The organism is Rodentibacter pneumotropicus DSM 21403, assembly GCF_000379905.1.
In the GTDB taxonomy this organism is placed as follows: domain Bacteria; phylum Pseudomonadota; class Gammaproteobacteria; order Enterobacterales; family Pasteurellaceae; genus Rodentibacter; species Rodentibacter pneumotropicus.
Genome location: NZ_KB904040.1, coordinates 240693 through 259482 on the forward strand (window position 1 = coordinate 240693; position 18790 = coordinate 259482).

At 40.6% G+C, this 18790-nt stretch carries 21 protein-coding genes; 6 read left to right on the top strand and 15 right to left on the bottom strand.

Going from position 1 to position 18790, the window contains the following annotated elements; all coding sequences use genetic code 11:
• The first annotated feature begins 31 nt into the window (after nucleotides 1–31).
• From infA to rplI, 5 genes are all read left to right on the top strand, one after another.
• Nucleotides 32–250 carry a translation initiation factor IF-1 gene (gene infA, locus A3GE_RS0101240; protein WP_005627617.1) on the top strand — a complete coding sequence of 73 codons (219 nt, stop codon included), beginning with the start codon at nucleotides 32–34 and terminating at the stop codon, nucleotides 248–250.
• Between the two features lie 190 nt (nucleotides 251–440).
• Nucleotides 441–818, top strand: coding sequence for a 30S ribosomal protein S6 (gene rpsF, locus A3GE_RS0101245; RefSeq protein WP_018355464.1), 378 nt, complete (start codon nucleotides 441–443; stop codon nucleotides 816–818).
• Nucleotides 805–1131, top strand: a complete 327-nt coding sequence (priB, locus tag A3GE_RS0101250) for a primosomal replication protein N (protein WP_018355465.1) — start codon at nucleotides 805–807, stop codon at nucleotides 1129–1131. Before rpsF ends, priB begins: the two co-directional genes overlap by 14 nt.
• 11 nt (nucleotides 1132–1142) lie before the next feature.
• Nucleotides 1143–1373, top strand: a complete 231-nt coding sequence (gene rpsR, locus A3GE_RS0101255) for a 30S ribosomal protein S18 (RefSeq protein ID WP_018355466.1) — start codon at nucleotides 1143–1145, stop codon at nucleotides 1371–1373.
• A 15-nt stretch (nucleotides 1374–1388) separates the two neighbouring features.
• Entirely contained in the window at nucleotides 1389–1838 is a 450-nt protein-coding gene (gene rplI / locus A3GE_RS0101260) for a 50S ribosomal protein L9 (protein WP_018355467.1), read from the top strand.
• A gap of 74 nt (nucleotides 1839–1912) precedes the next feature.
• Here rplI and folB read toward each other — a convergent pair whose 3' ends face one another.
• The gene (folB, locus tag A3GE_RS0101265) at nucleotides 1913–2281 is read right to left on the bottom strand and encodes a dihydroneopterin aldolase (RefSeq protein ID WP_018355468.1); all 369 of its coding nucleotides are present in this window, start codon (nucleotides 2279–2281) and stop codon (nucleotides 1913–1915) included.
• A gap of 85 nt (nucleotides 2282–2366) precedes the next feature.
• On the opposite strand from folB, the gene plsY reads away from it, so the two are divergent.
• Nucleotides 2367–2966: a glycerol-3-phosphate 1-O-acyltransferase PlsY gene (gene plsY, locus A3GE_RS0101270; RefSeq protein ID WP_018355469.1), complete on the top strand. Its 600-nt coding sequence runs from the start codon at nucleotides 2367–2369 to the stop codon at nucleotides 2964–2966.
• 41 nt (nucleotides 2967–3007) lie between these two features.
• Here the strand turns inward: plsY and rpoH are convergent, their stop codons facing one another.
• From rpoH to fucP, 14 genes are all read right to left on the bottom strand, one after another.
• Nucleotides 3008–3853: an RNA polymerase sigma factor RpoH gene (gene rpoH / locus A3GE_RS0101275; RefSeq protein ID WP_018355470.1), complete on the bottom strand. Its 846-nt coding sequence runs from the start codon at nucleotides 3851–3853 to the stop codon at nucleotides 3008–3010.
• A gap of 117 nt (nucleotides 3854–3970) precedes the next feature.
• Nucleotides 3971–4288: a DUF2322 family protein gene (locus A3GE_RS0101280; protein WP_018355471.1), complete on the bottom strand. Its 318-nt coding sequence runs from the start codon at nucleotides 4286–4288 to the stop codon at nucleotides 3971–3973.
• A 79-nt stretch (nucleotides 4289–4367) separates the two neighbouring features.
• Nucleotides 4368–5393 carry a UDP-N-acetylmuramate dehydrogenase gene (gene murB / locus A3GE_RS0101285; RefSeq protein WP_018355472.1) on the bottom strand — a complete coding sequence of 342 codons (1026 nt, stop codon included), beginning with the start codon at nucleotides 5391–5393 and terminating at the stop codon, nucleotides 4368–4370.
• A 9-nt stretch (nucleotides 5394–5402) separates the two neighbouring features.
• Complete coding sequence (gene narQ / locus A3GE_RS0101290; RefSeq protein ID WP_018355473.1) at nucleotides 5403–7106, bottom strand: nitrate/nitrite two-component system sensor histidine kinase NarQ; 1704 nt, start codon at nucleotides 7104–7106, stop codon at nucleotides 5403–5405.
• A gap of 120 nt (nucleotides 7107–7226) precedes the next feature.
• Nucleotides 7227–8444: an MFS transporter gene (locus A3GE_RS0101295; RefSeq protein ID WP_018355474.1), complete on the bottom strand. Its 1218-nt coding sequence runs from the start codon at nucleotides 8442–8444 to the stop codon at nucleotides 7227–7229.
• Between the two features lie 181 nt (nucleotides 8445–8625).
• Nucleotides 8626–10458, bottom strand: a complete 1833-nt coding sequence (gene glmS, locus A3GE_RS0101300) for a glutamine--fructose-6-phosphate transaminase (isomerizing) (protein WP_018355475.1) — start codon at nucleotides 10456–10458, stop codon at nucleotides 8626–8628.
• A gap of 55 nt (nucleotides 10459–10513) precedes the next feature.
• Complete coding sequence (locus A3GE_RS0101305; RefSeq protein WP_018355476.1) at nucleotides 10514–11287, bottom strand: DeoR/GlpR family DNA-binding transcription regulator; 774 nt, start codon at nucleotides 11285–11287, stop codon at nucleotides 10514–10516.
• Between the two features lie 133 nt (nucleotides 11288–11420).
• The gene (locus A3GE_RS0101310; protein ID WP_018355477.1) at nucleotides 11421–11693 is read right to left on the bottom strand and encodes an HU family DNA-binding protein; all 273 of its coding nucleotides are present in this window, start codon (nucleotides 11691–11693) and stop codon (nucleotides 11421–11423) included.
• A gap of 147 nt (nucleotides 11694–11840) precedes the next feature.
• Nucleotides 11841–12431: a YjaG family protein gene (locus tag A3GE_RS0101315; RefSeq protein ID WP_018355478.1), complete on the bottom strand. Its 591-nt coding sequence runs from the start codon at nucleotides 12429–12431 to the stop codon at nucleotides 11841–11843.
• Between the two features lie 9 nt (nucleotides 12432–12440).
• Nucleotides 12441–13505 carry a uroporphyrinogen decarboxylase gene (gene hemE / locus A3GE_RS0101320; RefSeq protein WP_018355479.1) on the bottom strand — a complete coding sequence of 355 codons (1065 nt, stop codon included), beginning with the start codon at nucleotides 13503–13505 and terminating at the stop codon, nucleotides 12441–12443.
• Nucleotides 13506–14306: an NAD(+) diphosphatase gene (nudC, locus tag A3GE_RS0101325; protein ID WP_018355480.1), complete on the bottom strand. Its 801-nt coding sequence runs from the start codon at nucleotides 14304–14306 to the stop codon at nucleotides 13506–13508. It abuts the gene before it with no gap.
• A 183-nt stretch (nucleotides 14307–14489) separates the two neighbouring features.
• Entirely contained in the window at nucleotides 14490–15371 is an 882-nt protein-coding gene (locus A3GE_RS0101330) for a pirin family protein (RefSeq protein ID WP_018355481.1), read from the bottom strand.
• A 252-nt stretch (nucleotides 15372–15623) separates the two neighbouring features.
• The gene (gene pyrG / locus A3GE_RS0101335; RefSeq protein ID WP_018355482.1) at nucleotides 15624–17258 is read right to left on the bottom strand and encodes a glutamine hydrolyzing CTP synthase; all 1635 of its coding nucleotides are present in this window, start codon (nucleotides 17256–17258) and stop codon (nucleotides 15624–15626) included.
• Nucleotides 17259–17480: 222 nt separating this feature from the next.
• Complete coding sequence (gene fucP, locus A3GE_RS0101340; protein WP_018355483.1) at nucleotides 17481–18770, bottom strand: L-fucose:H+ symporter permease; 1290 nt, start codon at nucleotides 18768–18770, stop codon at nucleotides 17481–17483.
• Nucleotides 18771–18790: the final 20 nt, after the last annotated feature.

An 18790-nucleotide genomic window follows, 5' to 3' on the forward strand; every position in this document is an offset into this window, starting at 1 on the left:
TCAAAAAATCAGTTATTTTTTAGAGGATACAATGGCAAAAGAAGATTGCATTGAAATGCAAGGCACAATTTTAGAAACCTTACCTAATACAATGTTTCGTGTAGAATTAGAAAACGGTCATGTAGTGACAGCCCACATTTCCGGCAAAATGCGTAAAAACTACATTCGTATTTTAACCGGTGATAAAGTGACAGTGGAAATGACTCCTTACGATTTAAGTAAAGGACGCATTATTTTCCGTAGTCGTTAGTTTTAATGGAAAAAGAAAACCGATAATTTATATCGGTTTTTTCTTGTCTAAAAAAACTGCAAATCGGTTGCAAAAAACAAAAATTTCGATATAATCCGCAACCCTTAGTCACATTCAATTTTTCGTTCCTTGCCTTTGCAGATTGGTGACTAATCTACGTCAAAGGCTGATTAACCCGTAAGGAGCAGTAATGCGTCACTACGAAATCGTGTTTATGGTTCATCCGGACCAAAGCGAGCAAGTACCAGGTATGATTGAACGTTACACAGGTTCTGTTAAAGAAGCCGGTGGTCAAATTCATCGCCTAGAAGATTGGGGTCGCCGTCAATTAGCATACCCAATCAACAAATTACACAAAGCACATTATGTGCTCATGAATGTAGAAGCGCCTCAACAAGTCATCGACGAGCTAGAAACGACTTTCCGTTATAACGATGCTGTATTACGCAGTCTTGTTATTCATACTAAGCACGCCGTAACAGAAGCGTCCCCAATGGTTAAAGCAAAAGATGATCGTAAAGCTTTAGCTGAAGTTGAAAACAACGATTTTGAGGATGCTGAAGAGTAATTCAAAAGTTGATAATCGCTTTTCATTAATCGGCACAGTTTGCCAATTACCAAAGCGATATAAAAGCCCTAATGGCATTGAACATTGCCAGTTTTGGTTGGAACATCGTTCCGAGCAGCTTGAAAGTGGTTTATCACGCCAAGCGTGGTTAAAGATGCCCATTCAAATTAGTGGTAATCAATTAGTAGAAAAAACTCAAAGCATTACGGTCGGCAATCAGCTATTGGTTGTGGGTTTCATCACCTCACATAGAACCGCAAACGGTTTAAACCAGTTAGTTTTACATGCCGAGCAAATCGAATTTATAGATTAGGAGACAGCCAAATGGCACGTTATTTCCGTCGTCGTAAGTTCTGCCGTTTTACAGCGGAAAATGTTGTAGAAATCGATTACAAAGATATCGCTACATTAAAGAACTACATTTCTGAAAGCGGCAAAATTGTACCAAGCCGCATTACCGGTACTCGTGCGAAGTACCAACGTCAATTAGCCCGTGCAATTAAACGCGCGCGTTATTTAGCGTTATTACCTTACTCTGATGCACATCATCACTAAGAAGGAGAAGGTCAAATGCAAGTTATTCTTTTAGATAAAATTGCTCACCTAGGTAATGTAGGTGACCAAGTAGATGTTAAATCAGGTTTTGCCCGTAACTTCTTAATCCCACAAGGTAAAGCGGTTATGGCAACTAAAGCAAACATCGAACACTTTGAAGCACGTCGTGCCGAATTGGAAGAAAAAGCGGCTAAATCATTAGCAGCTGCAATCGACCGCGCAGAGCGTTTAGAAGCATTAGAAAAAGTGACTATCACTTCTAAAGCCGGTGATGAAGGTCGTTTATTCGGTTCTATCACTACCCGTGATGTAGCTGAAGCAGTTAGCGCGGCAGGTGTTGAAGTGGCAAAAAGTGAAGTTCGTTTACCAAACGGTCCAATTCGTACACTTGGTGAGCACGATGTTCGTTTCCAACTTCACAGCGAAGTGTTTGCGGCATTAAACATCACTATTGTTGCGGAATAATTTTATCCGTAAAAAAACCCGACCAAGTCGGGTTTTTTATTACTAAGTGCGGTAAAAATTTCGCATTTTTTCATTTATTTTATCTCTGTCGATAAAGTGCCCCGCTCAATAACAATCCCTACGCTATATGCCTGAGCTACCGCTTTAGGTTTACTTAGTTTCAAACGAAGCCACGGAATAGCAAAACGTTGTTGTAACTGTTCAGCGACCTCATAAGCAACACGCTCAACAAGTAAAAAAGGCTTGGCTTGTGCATAATCTAAAACAAACTGACTGACTTCCGCATAATTAAGACAATACTGTACGTCATCGGTTTCTGCCGCTTTTCGACAATCCCACGCCATTTCAATATCAAATACTAACTTTTGCTTAATTTGCTGCTCCCAATCATAAACACCGATTTGGGCAAATACTGTTAATTCTTCAATAAAAATACGATCCATATCAGATTCTCCTAAAATTATAGTAGGCGTATGCTAGCAAGTTTAGGTAAAATAGCGAGGAAATTTTATCATTCCGGGGGATTAAATGAGCCTATTCGCCATTATTTACATGATTTTTGCCTATCTCTTAGGATCGATTTCCAGCGCAATATTAATTTGTAGAATCGTGGGCTTGCCCGATCCCCGCCAATATGGCTCTCATAATCCCGGTGCAACTAATGTATTTCGCATTGGAGGACGCTGGACTGCGCTCGCCGTCCTCATTTTTGATATTCTAAAAGGCATGTTACCGGTTTGGGTAGGTTATTATCTAGGATTAACCCAATTTGAATTGGGTATGGTAGCATTAGGAGCTTGCTTAGGGCATATCTTCCCTATCTTTTTTCGATTTAAAGGCGGAAAAGGGGTCGCCACAGCATTTGGGGCTATTGCACCAATTGCATGGGCAGTAGCAGGATCTATCTTCGGTACTTGGTTTATCGTTTTCTTAGCGAGTGGTTATTCTTCTTTAAGTGCCGTCATCACTGCACTACTCGCTCCTTTTTATGTGTGGTGGTTCAAACCTGAATTTACGTTCCCGGTGGCATTGGTAAGCTGTTTATTGATTTATCGCCATCATGACAACATTCAGCGCCTATGGCGTGGACAAGAAGACAAAGTATGGTCAAAATTAAAGAAAAATTAAAAAAACCTGCCATTTGGCAGGTTTTCTTTTTTCAAAAGTCGCTAAAAACTCACCGCACTTTTTAATTTTTTAAGGGCATTAGCCTCAAGTTGACGAATTCGTTCTGCGGAAACATTATATTTTGCAGCCAAATCATGTAGCGTTGCTTTATCATCATCCAACCAACGGGTTTTAATAATATCTTGGCTACGGGCATCAAGATTTTTCAATGCCACACTTAACTGCTCTACGGCTTGGCTTTCAAAAGCCTCATTTTCAAGTTCAGCAGCAAAATTAGAAGTTTTATCTTCCAAATAAAGTGACGGTGAATAAGTTTCTGTTTCACTGTCATCGTTCGGCAAATCAAAGGCCACATCAGCCCCTGTCATACGGGATTCCATTTCAAGCACATCTTCTTTTGATACGCCCAGCTCATTTGCAACCATATCGACTTCATTTTCATTGAACCAACCTAAGCGCTGTTTTGTCTTGCGTAAATTGAAAAATAACTTACGTTGTGCTTTTGTGGTTGCCACTTTCACGATACGCCAGTTTCTCAATACATATTCATGAATCTCAGCTTTAATCCAATGCACCGCAAAAGAAACCAGGCGCACACCTACTTCCGGATTAAAACGTTTGACGGCTTTCATTAAGCCAATATTGCCCTCTTGGATCAAATCGGCTTGCGGCAATCCATAACCGGAATAGCCCCGAGCCACGTGAATGACAAAACGAAGATGAGACAATACTAATTTTTTAGCCGCTTCAATATCACCGTTGTAATATAAACGTTCCGCTAGTTCCTTCTCTTCCTCTGCGGTCAACATTGGATACTCATTTGCCGCACGAATATAACCTTCAATACTACCTTGAGGAACTAACATCATTTGTGTTTCTTTATCCATCTCTTTCCTTCTTTTTGGACATTGCCAATTAATAACTTTCGTTATAGCACAATAAAAGGTTTTATTGAACTAATTTGCTCTTTAAGACAGGTTTTACCGATTAAAAGTTCAATATATTTAGCTATTTTTTAACACTTCAAGTTCTAAAATTAAATCTTCATCAAGTACTTTAAAAAGTAGATCAATATTCGGGTGTTTACCCGGATTTCCCTTTGCATCTTCCACATGTTCCGCAAACCACTCAATCCCCTGCTGCGCTGAAGTGCGGTCTAATTTCCCATTAAATTTTTCAGCTAGAGCGTTATAAAGGCGCAACGACCCTAATTTTCCCTCAACGGCAGGAATATTGTGGATGACATCACCACCTTGTTTTACATTTAACCCAGTCAGGTGATCTATTATTGGAAGAGTCTCTAAAATTTCTTTAAAATTCATTTTACTTTCCTTCATTAATAGGAATTTTTATTTACCCATTTAACGTGGTGATAGATTTTACCATTTATACACTAAAAAATTAAGCGATTGCCTTTTCGCTATCAATCTCGCCTTTTTCTCCGATAAAACGAACTTCCGGTTGAAGATAGATAGCAAATTTTTCAGCCACTGTCTGACGAATATAATGCGCAAGCCTCACCACATCTTGCCCTGTCGCATTAGCCTCATTAATCAGTACTAATGCTTGTTTTTTATGTACCGATGCCCCACCAATTTTAAAGCCTTTAAGATTACATTGCTCGATTAACCAACCGGCAGCCAGTTTTACACGACCATCAGTCTGTAGAAAGTGCGGTAGATTTTCGTTAAGTTTTTGTAGTTCAACAAACCGTTCTGCACTCACCACCGGATTTTTAAAAAAACTCCCCGCATTGCCAAATTCATCTGGGTTCGGTAATTTACTTTGGCGAATATGGCAAACTTCATCAAATATCTCTTTTGCTGTTACATGTTCTCTACTAAAATTCGCAAGCGTGCCATATTCCAATACAGGTTGCCAATTTTTTGACAATTTTAACCCTATTGCCGTAATCACATGATCATTCCGATAACGGTGCTTAAAAATACTTTCCCGATAACCAAACTCACATTCTTCTACACTTAATCGAAATTGCTTGTTTGTTGTCAAATCCAGTACATCTACATAATGGCAAACATCTTTAAATTCGACCCCGTAAGCACCGATATTTTGAATCGGTGCTGACCCGGCACAACCCGGAATCAAAGCAAGATTTTCTAATCCCCCTATACCTTGCTCAAGAGTGTATTTAACCAAATTATGCCAATTCTCGCCGGCATTGACATGGAGATAATGAAAGCGATCATCTTGCTCATACGTAATACCTTGCAATCGATTGATAATGACTACTCCATCAAAATCTTCGACGAAGAGTATATTACTACCTTGCCCGAGTAAGAGTACAGGGAGATGCTGAGCCTTTGCTTTAGACCAAGCTTGTTTCAGTTGTTCAAGATTTTGCACTTCTATAATCTCACGCGCATTCGCAGAGATATGAAAGGTGTGAAAAAGTTGTAAACTTTTCATTGTTTTTCCTTAAAATAATTTTTGCGGTAACGTGATTTTAACCTGTGTACCGCCTTGTTCACGGCGACTAATGCTTAATTCGGCATTGAGCTGAGTGCAACGTTCCGCCATAATATTGAGTCCATAATGGCCTTCAGGCTCATCTAAACTTGGAATACCCACGCCATCATCTTGAATGAGAATTTCATACTCTCCTTCCGTATTGATATGAGCGGTAATCTCAATTATCGTTCCTTTTGAATGTTTAATTGCGTTTAAAGTAGCCTCACGTACGACTTGCAGCAAATGGACAAGTTGCTGAGGATTTAAACTTTGTGATGGGAGCTGGCTATTTACGTTCATTTGCATATGAGTTTGTGGACGCAAAGAATCAACAACTTGTTCTAATGCCTGCTGTAAATTAGCCTCCTGTACCGTTAGACGAAAGGTCGCGAGCAACTCACGCAACTGCACATAACCGCTAGAAAGTGCTTGTTCAAAACTGGCAATAATGGCAAAACTTTCCTGTTGAGCCGCTTCATCATTTTTCTTCAAATTATATTTCAACAAAGTAAGTTGAATCTGTAAGAAAGATAACACTTGAGCCAGTGAATCATGCAGCTCCCGTGCAATAATTGAACGTTCTTCCATTAATAAAAGCTGCTCTTGCTGGCGTTGATTTTTGTGAAAATATAAAGCCCGAGCTAACATTTGCGCCAAATTCTGCATCATTCGAGGATCAGGGCAAGGCAAGCCCGCTTGCCATGAAAGTACTCCCAGCGCCTCATTTTCCACTTTCAACTCTCGTATTTCTAAACCCTGATGAGCTTTCATCTTCCCTAATACAATATCCCAATGTTCAGCGCCTAGCACCGCCAACTCAATATAGCCTAAATGCTCGCTGACCAAAATTTGGTGCAATACTTGATTAAGAATTTTATCATTAATTGTATTCACAGTAAGTAATTGTGAGATTTGGTAAAGCGTCGATAAAGAGCGGTTGGTTTGACGTAATTTTTGAGTTTTTTCATTCACCGCATCTTCCAAACGTGAATACAATTTGCCTAGCTCCGTTGACATTTGAGTGAACACACGTGCTAGCGTACCAAGCTCGTTATCATTTCTTGTATCCAATGGGATATGGTTAAACTGGCGCATTTGTACTTGAGTACTGGCACGTGTCAGTAATTTTAGCGGTTTGACCACTTCACGCTGAGTAAACCAAATGACATAAGACACCATTCCCACAATCAGCAACATAGAAAAACACAATACGGATAAGGCAAAAAACCATTTTTGTTCGCTAAAACGTTGCAGCTCAAATACAAAATAATCCACCTCACTCACATAATCCGTCAGATTTTGACTATATTGGTAGATATTATTTTGACGGGCAAAGGTTTCCATTTCTGCCCAGCGTTCAAGAATAGTTTGGTAGGATTGTTTTACGATATCCGGTGTAAAAAGCTGATGCTGAATATCCACCAAACTTGAAGCATGGAGGCTTTTTTCATAAAAACTCAAGTTTTTTTCAACGGTTTCCGGTTGTTTTTCCATCAAGTAAAGCAAACGATAACTTTGCATACGCAATGAACCGGAAACGTTAATTGCTTCCGCATCGGATTTATTGCTTGTCATAATTGCCAAGCTCAAGGAACTGATCACGCCTGCGACAATAATGATAAGAAAAAGATATTTCGCAATACGTAAAGAAACAGAACGAGTAATTTGCACAAGAGTACCTTTATGAAAAAAACTCGTGCTAGTTTAGCATAAAAACGATCAGGCTTTTAAAATAAGAAATCCGCCTTGTAATAAGACGGATTTAAAAATAAGCCTAAAATCAACCGCACTTTACTGTAATGCTTTGCCTTTTAGTTCGGGAATAAGGAAAATCGTGGCGACCATATCAATCACGTAAACAATTGCTAAGAATGCAATGGCAAGACTGAATGAGTAGGCTGAAACAATTGCGCCTACGACAATCGGTCCAAAACCACCTACAGCCCGCCCTAAGTTGAATAGAACATTTTGTGCTGTAGCACGTGCTTCTGTAGGGTAAGCCTCAGCCATTAACGCTCCATACCCTCCCATCATACCGTTTACAAACATTCCTAAGAACGCACCGGCAATCAACATTATAGTTGGGTCAGTGAGCTGTGAATACGCGATAATGCTAAGCACGGCACCAAGCTGGAATAATAAAAAGCTCGGTTTGCGTCCAATTTTATCGGCGAGACGACCAAAAATCCAAATACCCAACATCATTCCGCATACGGTGACAGCCGTCCAAACGCCCGATTTCGTTAAACTAAAGCCGAGTTGTTTAGAAAGAAAATTTGGCATCCAGATCATAATCCCGTAGTAACCAAAATTTTGTACGGATGTCAGCACAACGACTCCTAAACTAACTTTCGCACTCACTTTATCTTTCACTAAAAGCTTAAAAGATTCCAATTTTGATGTTTTTTGCGCTAAAAGTGCGGTCTGTTTTTGGGTAAAAATTTCAGGTTCGTGCAAACGGGCCCGTAAATACCAAGCGACAAATGCAGGGAAAATACCGAGAATAAACATACCACGCCAGCCAATATAAGGTAGCAATGTCGGCGTTAATAACGCCGCACTTAACACGCCCACTTGCCAGCCTAAAGCCACATAAGAGGCAGCTCTAGCACGGTGACGTGCGGGCCAAGCCTCAATAGCAAGCGCCATACCGATACCAAACTCACCGCCTAAACCAATACCAGCAATCGTGCGATAAATTAACAAATCCCAGTAACCTTGGGCGAGAGCGCATAAACCGGTGAAAATAGCAAATAATACTATCGTCCACGTCAGGACACGCACACGACCATATTTATCGCTTAATGCCCCAAACACAATGCCGCCGAATACGGCACCGATTAATGTCCAAGTGACAAGCGATCCTGACTGAGCGGGTGTAAGATTAAGATCGGCAGAAATAGCACTGAGCATAAAACCAAGAATAAGTAAATCGAAACCATCCATTGCATAGCCGACGGCAGAGCCAATAAGGGCTTTCCAGCCATATTGATTAACTTTGGTTGTCATGTTGATGTCCTTTTACTACTCGCAGGTAGTATTTAAAGTGGAGAAAGGTTATGTAATGAGCTGCAAAACTATCCACGCTCAAAACTGGGGCGTAGTTTAAAGAATCTTTTTATATTAAGCAAATAAAAAGCACGAAAATCATATTTCGTGCTTTTAAAAACAGTGATTAAATCAACCGCACTTATTCAACGGTTACCGCTTTTGCAAGATTACGCGGCTGATCCACATCCGTACCTTTGATTAAAGCCACGTGATATGCCAGTAATTGCATCGGTACTGTGTAGAAAATCGGCGCAATAATTTCATTGACTTTTGGCATAGTGATAATTTTCATCCCCTCCGTTTCACTAAAACCGGCATCCTTATCCGCAAAGACGTATAATTGACCGCCACGGGCACGCACTTCTTCAATGTTGGATTTCACTTTTTCTAATAAATCATTGGTTGGTGCCACCACGATCACCGGCATATCTGCATCAATTAATGCTAATGGACCATGTTTTAATTCACCTGCTGCATAGGATTCTGCATGAATGTAAGAAATTTCTTTTAATTTCAAAGAGGCTTCCATGGCGATCGGATAATATTCACCACGACCTAAGAACAGTGCATGATGTTTCTCAGCAAAATCTTCTGCGAGCAATTCGATATCTTTATCAAAAGCTAAACCTTTTTCAATGTCTGCCGGAAGAGAATGTAATGCTTTAACAATTTCTTTCTCTTTTTCATCGGAAATACTACCATTGAGTTTACCGATTGCAGTCACCAACATAAGCATTGCTGCTAATTGGGTAGTAAAGGCTTTTGTCGAAGCAACGCCAATTTCCACCCCTGCACGAGTCATAAACGCAAGATCAGATTCACGCACAAGAGAAGATCCTGCGACGTTACAAATTGTCATTGCAGCCATGTAACCCTTTTCTTTCGCTAAACGAAGTGCGGCTAAAGTGTCAGCGGTTTCACCGGATTGAGAAAGGGTGAGCAATAAGCTGTTTGGACGGGTGACAAATTTACGATAACGGAACTCAGAGGCAATTTCCACATCACAGCTAACACCGGCGAGGGCTTCAAACCAATAACGTGCGACCATACCGGCATTGTAAGATGTACCGCAGGCGACAATTTGGATATGTTGTACTTTCTCTAAAATGTCTTTCGCCCCATTACCAATAGATTCCACTATCACGTTATTATGATTGATACGACCTTCCATCGTATTGATAAGTGCGGTCGGTTGTTCAAAAATTTCTTTTTGCATAAAGTGACGGAATTTGCCCTTCTCCGCCGCATCATTTTCAAGGTTAGACTCATGCACTTCACGCTCAACTTTATTCCCTTGCGCATCATAAATATCCACAGTGCGACGTGTGATTTCCGCAATATCCCCTTCTTCTAAAAAGATAAAACGACGGGTCACACTCAATAGTGCTAACTGGTCTGACGCTAAGAAATTTTCACCAATCCCTAAACCAATCACTAATGGACTACCGGAACGGGCTGCCACTAAATGTTCAGGATGATTGCGATCCAGCACCACCATACCATAGGCTCCGGTAAGCTGCTTCACCACTTTTTGGACTGCTTCAAGTAAGGCATCCGTGCTGCGCATTTCCCATTCCACAAGATGAGCGATAACTTCAGTATCGGTTTGTGAAAGGAACACATAACCCCGTGATTTTAGTAATTCACGCAATTCTTCATGATTTTCGATAATACCATTATGTACCACAGCAAAATTGCCGGAAACGTGAGGGTGAGCATTCGCTTCTGAAGGTTCACCATGGGTAGCCCAACGTGTATGCGCAATGCCGGTTCCACCAATTAATGGTTTGACCGCAACAGCTTCATCCAATGCCTTAACTTTACCCAAACAACGAACACGTTGTAATTCATGCTTTTCATTGACCACAGCCACACCGGCAGAATCATAACCACGATACTCTAAACGATGTAATCCATTAGTTAAAATTTCTGCCACATCACGTTGCGCAACTGCGCCTACAATACCACACATAAGTTTTCCCTATTTACTCACTAATTTGAAAAATAATAATGATTTTGACCGCACTTTATACGCAGATCACGTCCACACCCTGTGCCAAAATCGCTTGTTTATCTTGTTCTGACAGCCCACTATCTGTAATCAATACATTTATTTGCCGCCAAGTTAACTCTAAATTAGGCATTTTTCTGCCAATTTTTTGGGATTCCACCATCACAATCACTTCACGAGAAACGTCCGCCATAACTTGGCTTAAGCCAACTAACTCATTAAATGTCGTTGTTCCCCGCTCTAAATCAACACCATCTGCACCAATAAAAAGCTGATCGAAATCGTAAGATCGTAATACCTGTTCCGCTACTTTGCCTTGGAAAGATTCGGAGCGTATATCCCACGTTCCACCGGTCATTAGTAAAGTTGGTTCATTTTCCAAAGCCCGAAGCTCCGTTGCCACAGAAAGGGAATTTGTCATCACAATCAAGCCTTGCTTGCGATTAAGTTGCTTAATCAATGCCGCGGTGGTGCTACCGCTATCCACAATAATACGATTGTGATCACGAATACATTCTGCTGCAGCCTTGGCTATGACCAACTTTCGTTTCGAAAGTTCCTCATTTTCGTTTTCATCAATAATCTCTTTTGGCATTAAGATCGCACCGCCATATTTACGCAATAAAAAACCGCTACTTTCTAATACGGTTAAATCCTTACGAATAGTCACTTCTGATGTATCAAGTAGTTGAACTAGCTGCTCTACACTCACTTCACCTTGCTGTTGCAAATGTCGCATAATTGCGTGTCGGCGTTGTTGTGTATTACGTGGTTGACCGGTTCGTTTCATTAATGACTCTTAAAATATTACGGAATAAATTTCGGTTCGTAAGATTATAGCAGCACAGCGCTTTTGTAAAGAAATTTTAGCCAACAAAAAACCCTGCTCAAGGCAGGGTTCTTTATAGCAATTTATGCATCAATTATTTGATTGCGTCTTTTAATGCTTTACCGGATACAAATGCCGGTACTTTAGATGCAGCAATTTTAATTTCTGCACCGGTTTGTGGATTACGGCCAGTACGCGCTGCACGTTGGTTCACTTTAAATGTACCGAAACCAATTAACTGTACCGGCTCACCTTTTTTAAGGCTTGCAGCGATTGCTTCTAAAGTTGCTTCTAATGCTGCTTTAGCTTGTTTTTTATTTAGCTCTGCGGCATTTGCAATTGCATCAATTAAATCTGTTTTGTTCATAGACTTCACCTTTCGTTAAATTTAATTTGTTTCTCTTATAAAGCGCGCCACCAAGCATTCAGCCCAGGCAACAACAGCTCCGTAAAGCATAATCTAACTTTCAATGAAATAAAAGTAAGATTTTTTAAATTTGTGATAAATCTCACGTTATTGGTTAAATTTTATACCAATATTGGATATTCCCTCAGTTCTAATTTCGTTTTTTAGATCTAAAATCAGTTCAACATCCCGTTTTTCACATTCTTTTAACAAACGATAAATTTGCCACTGCACATCCAATTCAGCTTGAATATCCTCGCTTTCTTTAAGCTCACTCTCAGAAAAATGACGACCGTTTTCCGTTTCCAATAACGCCGTAATCGTCCCCAAAGAAATATGGCTGATTTTGACCGCTCTTTCTAAAGTTTCTCCAGCAATAATTCCATGCAAAATCTCAGACAATGCTTCACAAGCATCAAGTGCGGGTACCACGCCAAAATTGTCATAATCATTCACATCAGGAATAATGTCTTCCAATTTTTCCAGCTGGTTCTCAAAATTAATTTTGCAATCTTTTACTGTTAAAAACTCCCACACAAGGTTGAGAATATTTTGATAAATTTTGCCCTCAGCTTCCATATTATTTATTTGGCAAAACAATTTAAAATTCGGCATCATACGCTCGCACAATGCCGCCATAAAAGTTAAATGCTGCCAACTTTCAAAGTTTTCCAGACGTTTATGAATAGGATTTCGCATCTTATTTCTTTATTTATGATAAGTTTTAGAATATTCGTGAATCGCATCAACGAACACTTTCGGTGCATTTTCCGGCACATCTTGGTGAATACCGTGCCCTAAATTGAACACGTGTCCGCTGCCCTCGCCAAAATCCGCTAAAATTGACCGCACTTCTTGTTCAATGCGTTCTGCCGGCGCGTAAAGCACACTTGGATCCATATTGCCTTGTAACGCAACTTTATGTCCGACACGTGCTTTTGCCTCGGCTAAATTGACCGTCCAGTCTAAGCCGATTGCATCACAACCGGTATTTGCTATTGCTTCAAGCCATAGCCCACCGCCTTTAGTAAAGAGTGTTACCGGCACAACGCGTCCTTCATTTTCACGAATCAAACCATTAACAATTTTGTGCATATATTGAAGGGAAAAATCCAAATATTCACGATGTCCCAATACCCCACCCCAAGTGTCAAATACCATCACAGATTGTGCGCCGGCTTTAATTTGCCCGTTAAGATAGAGAATCACGGCATCCGCAAGTTTATCCAGCAATAAATCCAATGTTTGCGGTTCTGCATACATCATTTTTTTGATTTTACTGAAGGTTTTACTGCTACCACCTTCCACCATATAAGTGGCGAGCGTCCACGGACTACCGGAAAAGCCGATAAGTGGCACTTCACCATTTAGTTCACGGCGGATAGTACGTACAGCATTCATCACATATTGCAGTTCCTGTTCCGGATCAGGAATCGGAAGATTTTCAACCGCACTTTTGCTTTCAATCGGTCTGGCAAATTTGGGGCCTTCGCCGACACCAAAACTCAAGCCTAACCCCATCGCATCGGGAATGGTTAAAATATCGGAAAATAAAATCGCCGCATCAAGATCATAACGGCGGAGGGGTTGCAAGGTTACTTCACTAGCTAAATCCGCATTGCGACAAAGGGACATAAAATCCCCTGCTTGCGCGCGCGTCGCTTTATATTCCGGCAAATAACGCCCTGCCTGGCGCATCATCCACACCGGTGTGTAATCCACGGATTGGCGTAATAAGGCTTTTAAATAGCGATCATTTTTTAATACTGACATTTAGGTTTCCTTTTTGTTATCTGCCACTTTACAAAGCTCAAGCGTAGCATGAATTAATTTTCGTGCGATAGTACCTGTTGGAGGCAATTCTGGCAAGGGCTGATGATAAGAAAACCATTGCGCATCATGAATTTCCGTTTCCTGTAAAGCAATCTCGCCACTCTCATAATCAGCTAAAAAACCTACCATTTGTGAATTAGGAAATGCCCAAGGTTGGCTACCGAAATAACGAATATTTTTAATCCGAATGCCCGTTTCTTCAAATACCTCCCGATGAACAGCCTGTTCAAAAGTTTCCCCTACGTCAACAAAACCGGCAAGCGTGGTGTACATTCCACCGCGGGGCTGATAATGGCGTCTATGGTTGGCGAGTAAAATCTGCGTATCACGGCGTACCGCAACAATAATAGAAGGATGAATGACGGGGTAAGTACGATAACCGCAATGTGTACACTGCATAGCAATCTCGTCTTCCGTTTGACGATTGGAATGACCGCACTTGCCACAAAATCGATGAGTTTTCAGAAAATGGTTAATTTCCACTCCACGACTTAACAAATAAAACTTTTCCTCCGAAAGAAAAAGCAGATCTCGTAAACTAAAATAGTCTCGTTGATCATCCTGTTGTTCTTCGATAAGCCATAATGGCTGCCCTGCCCATTCGCCAATTAGCATACCTTTTAAATTTTCAAAACCGAATAATGTGGCATTTCCATAAGGTAAGTTGCGATTAACTAAATGTAAATTGGAACCCTGTGTGAGAAGCCAATATCCTGAATCTGTGACTTTAATATTGTGCATAAAATATTTCCCCAAAATGACCACGCTTTTTTAATGATTTTACCAAGTTCCAAACCTACAAGCTTAGATTTAATTCACAATTAGATTTTCCAAAAATATGATATACCACAGAGAAAATATAAAAAAGGGTAAATCCTTAAACGGAATTTACCCTTGAATTTAAGCACGGATGCTTATCATTTTTTAGTTTAAACGACCGAATTTACCGGTTTGCACATCGTTAAAAGCTTCAACAATTTGCTCGCGAGTATTCATCACAAACGGACCGTAACCTACAACTGGCTCATTGAGCGGTTCACCGGTAAGAATTAACAATTTAGCTTCATTGTTAGATTCAATAAGTACATCGGCTCCACCACGCTCAAAAGTAACTAGCTCGCCACGACGCGCAACCGCATCTCCACCAACTTGGATTGTTCCCTCTAATACAAGGATAACCACATTATGACTTTCCGGCACACTAAAAGTATGTGTCGCATTTGCATTCATCGTGGTATCCCACATATTAACCGGACTAAAAGTGCTCGCTGAACCTGTTGTTCCTAATAATTCACCGGCAATCACACGTACTTGCCCCGCATCGCCAGGCAATTTCACAACCGGAATATCTGCTGATTTAATGGCTTGGTATTTCGGCTCGGTCATTTTATCTTTCGCCGGTAAATTTACCCAAAGCTGTACCATTTCGAACAATCCGCCTTCTTTAGCAAATTTTTCTGAGTGCATTTCTTCGTGCATCACACCGGAGCCAGCTGTCATCCATTGAACATCACCTGTACCGATTGTACCGCCACCACCGTGAGAATCGCGGTGAGAAACTTCGCCTTGATAAGCAATCGTCACAGTTTCAAAACCACGATGCGGATGTTCTTCCACGCCACGTAAATCAAATTCTGAATTATCACGACGACCGCCTTGGAAAAATTTCGGTGGGTTGTAATCCATTAAAAGAAACGGATCAAGATTTTTGTCTTTATCGTTATAACTAAACATTGACGCTACATGGAAGCCATTACCTACCCAGTGTTTTGCCGGAGCAGTAAAAACATTTGCTACTTTTTTCATATAAAACTCCTTAATTTATTGTTAGAACCTATCGTTCTGTTGATGGAGTGTATTATATGCTTTCCAAATTTTAAATAAATGGACCATTAGTTAAAACATAATTTACCAATAAGAAACAATAATCCTAATTACATGAATAAATTCAATAAGTTTCGACAAATCACATCACTACTGACCAGACTTCTAATGTTTAATAAAAAAGTGCGGTTAAAATTCATTGAGATTTTTAACCGCACTTTTTATGACCAAAAATTAAGCTGATTTTTTGTGGTTTTCGTAAGCTGCTTTGACAAACCCAGCAAATAACGGATGCCCATCACGTGGCGTCGAAGTAAATTCCGGATGGAACTGGCACGCCACAAACCAAGGATGATTTGGCACTTCAATGATTTCTACTAATTTTTTATCCGCAGATAAACCTGTCACTTTTAATCCTGCTTTTTCAATTTGTGGAAGTAATACATTATTCACTTCATAACGATGGCGGTGACGTTCTTCAATGGTATCTGCACCATATAATTCACGTGCAAGGCTTCCCTCTACTAAATGACATTGTTGTGCGCCTAAACGCATAGTACCACCAAGATCGGATTTGTCGGAACGGACTTCCGTATTGCCCTCGGCATCTTGCCATTCCGTAATTAATGCCACAACAGGCTGTTCACAATGACGGTCAAACTCGGAAGAATTCGCTTTGGCTAATCCTGCTACATTGCGGGCATATTCAATTAATGCCGTTTGCATTCCTAAACAAATCCCTAAATAAGGCACATTGTTCTCACGCGCATATTGTGCAGTACGAATTTTACCTTCCACGCCACGATAACCAAAACCGCCCGGTACAAGAATACCATCCACGCCCTGAAGCACCTCTACACCTTTGGTTTCCACATCTTGTGAATCAATATATTTGATATTCACCGATAGGCGGTTGGTTAAACCTGCGTGTTTTAATGCCTCATTCACTGATTTATAGGCATCCGGTAATTCCGTATATTTGCCCACCATACCAATGGTAACTTCCCCGACAGGGTTGGCTTGTTTATAAAGCACTTGTTCCCATTCGGAAAGGTCTGCATCTTGGCAGTTTAAGCGGAAACGCTCACAAACAAAATCATCTAGTCCTTGTGATTTCAATAATGCCGGAATTTGATAGATCGAATTCACGTCTTTTAATGAAATCACCGCCCGCTCCGGTACATTACAGAACAAAGCGATTTTCGCCCGCTCATTTGGCGGAATCATTCTGTCAGAACGACAAATCAACACATCAGGCTGAATCCCGATGGAAAGTAATTCTTTGACCGAATGTTGGGTTGGTTTGGTTTTCACTTCACCGGCTGTCGGGATATAGGGTACCAGGGTTAAATGCATAAATAACGTATGCTCGCGACCCACTTGAACCGCAAGCTGACGTAACGCCTCTAAGAATGGTAAAGATTCAATATCCCCCACTGTTCCGCCCACTTCCACAATCACCACATCATGTCCTTGCGCTCCTGCAATCACCCGATCTTTAATTTCATTCGTGATATGGGGAATCACTTGAATGGTTGCGCCAAGGTAATCACCACGACGTTCTTTGCGTAGCACTTCCGAATAAATTTTACCGGTAGTGAAATTATTACGTTTCGTCATTTTCGTGCGGATAAAACGCTCATAATGACCTAAATCCAAATCTGTTTCCGCCCCGTCTTGAGTGACGAATACTTCACCGTGTTGGGTAGGACTCATCGTGCCCGGATCCACATTAATATAGGGATCGAGTTTCATAATCGTAACGTTTAAGCCACGCGCTTCTAAAATTGCAGCTAATGATGCCGCTGCAATACCTTTACCGAGCGATGAGACCACACCGCCTGTGACGAAAATATAATTTGTAGCCATAGGAAACCTATTTTGTTGGGATAGAAATGATTATAGCTAATCATCTTGCGAGACATTTCACAAAAGTGCGGTCGGAAATTGAAGAAGATTAGCTATCAAAGACGGGACGGTAGTTTACCCTATTTGTTGAGCTAACTCAACGGGAATACGGAATTAAACACAAGGATTGTCCATCAAACTTGTAAAAAAATGACCGCACTTTTAGCCCGGTCATTTGTACTATTATTTAAGAATTTTCCATGCTCTAAATCCGTAGATAGCAATCACTACAAAGCAAACAAGAGGTAGAATAAATGAGAAATTCACTGCTGGTAAGCCCATGACTTCACCCTGATCGATAATCATCCCTTGTAACGGCGGCATTAACGCACCACCGACAATAGCCATGACTAAACCTGCTGCACCAATTGTGGATTCTTCGTTTAAACCATTGAGTGCAATACCATAGATAGTTGGAAACATCAATGACATAAAACCAGAGGTTAAAATTAAGCAATACAATCCCCATATTCCATCAATGAAAATCACGCCAAGAACACTAAGGAAGCCTCCGATAGCAAAGAGCATTAACATAAATTCAGATCTGAGATATTTCATGAGACTGGTACTAATAAAACGACTGGCGATAAAAATCCCCATTGCAATAATATTGAAATTTTGCCCTTCTGCCTTAGTAAAACCTAAACGTTCTGCATATTGAACAATAAACGTCCAGCACATAATTTGCACACCCACATAAAAAACTTGCGCAATGACGCCCTCACGATATTTTGCTTTTTGCATCAAACGGCGGACCGCTTCTTTAAAAGTGATACGGCAATGACCTTCTTCAACTCTTACGGTCGGCATTTTGTAAAGACTGATAATGAGCAGCACCGCAATCACCACAAAACCTAATACAATATATGGGTTACGAATTTCAGCTAAATCATGGGTACGAATCCCCATTTTTTCCGCTTCTGACAACGTATGGAAAATCAAATTACCGGCAGCATCACGCTTATCGGAGTTAAGATTTGTTAACACCAGTTGAGAAGCCACAAACATACCTGTGATTGACCCCAATGGGTTAAAAGATTGAGCAAAATTCAAACGACGTGTCGCAGTTTGCGGATCCCCCATAGCAAGAATATAGGGGTTTGCAGTCGTTTCCAAAAATGCCAGACCAAAAGTTAAAATATAAAGTGAGATCAAGAAAAAATTAAACTCTTCATATTGTGCAGCCGGCCAGAATAAAAACGCACCGATTGCATAGAGAACAAGCCCTAACATAATTCCTGCTTTATAACTGTATCGGCTGGCAAAAATAGCGGCAGGAATCGCCATCGTGCCGTAACCGCCATAAAATGCAAATTGCACCAAAGCGGCTTCGGAAGCCGGAATTTCCATAACGGTTTGAAATACGGCAACCATCGGATTGGTAATATCATTCGCAAATCCCCATAAAGCAAATAAGCTGGTGATTAAAATAAAGGGGACAATAAATTTCTTTTCTAACACCTTGGCAGTCATAATATTTTCCTTCTATTAAT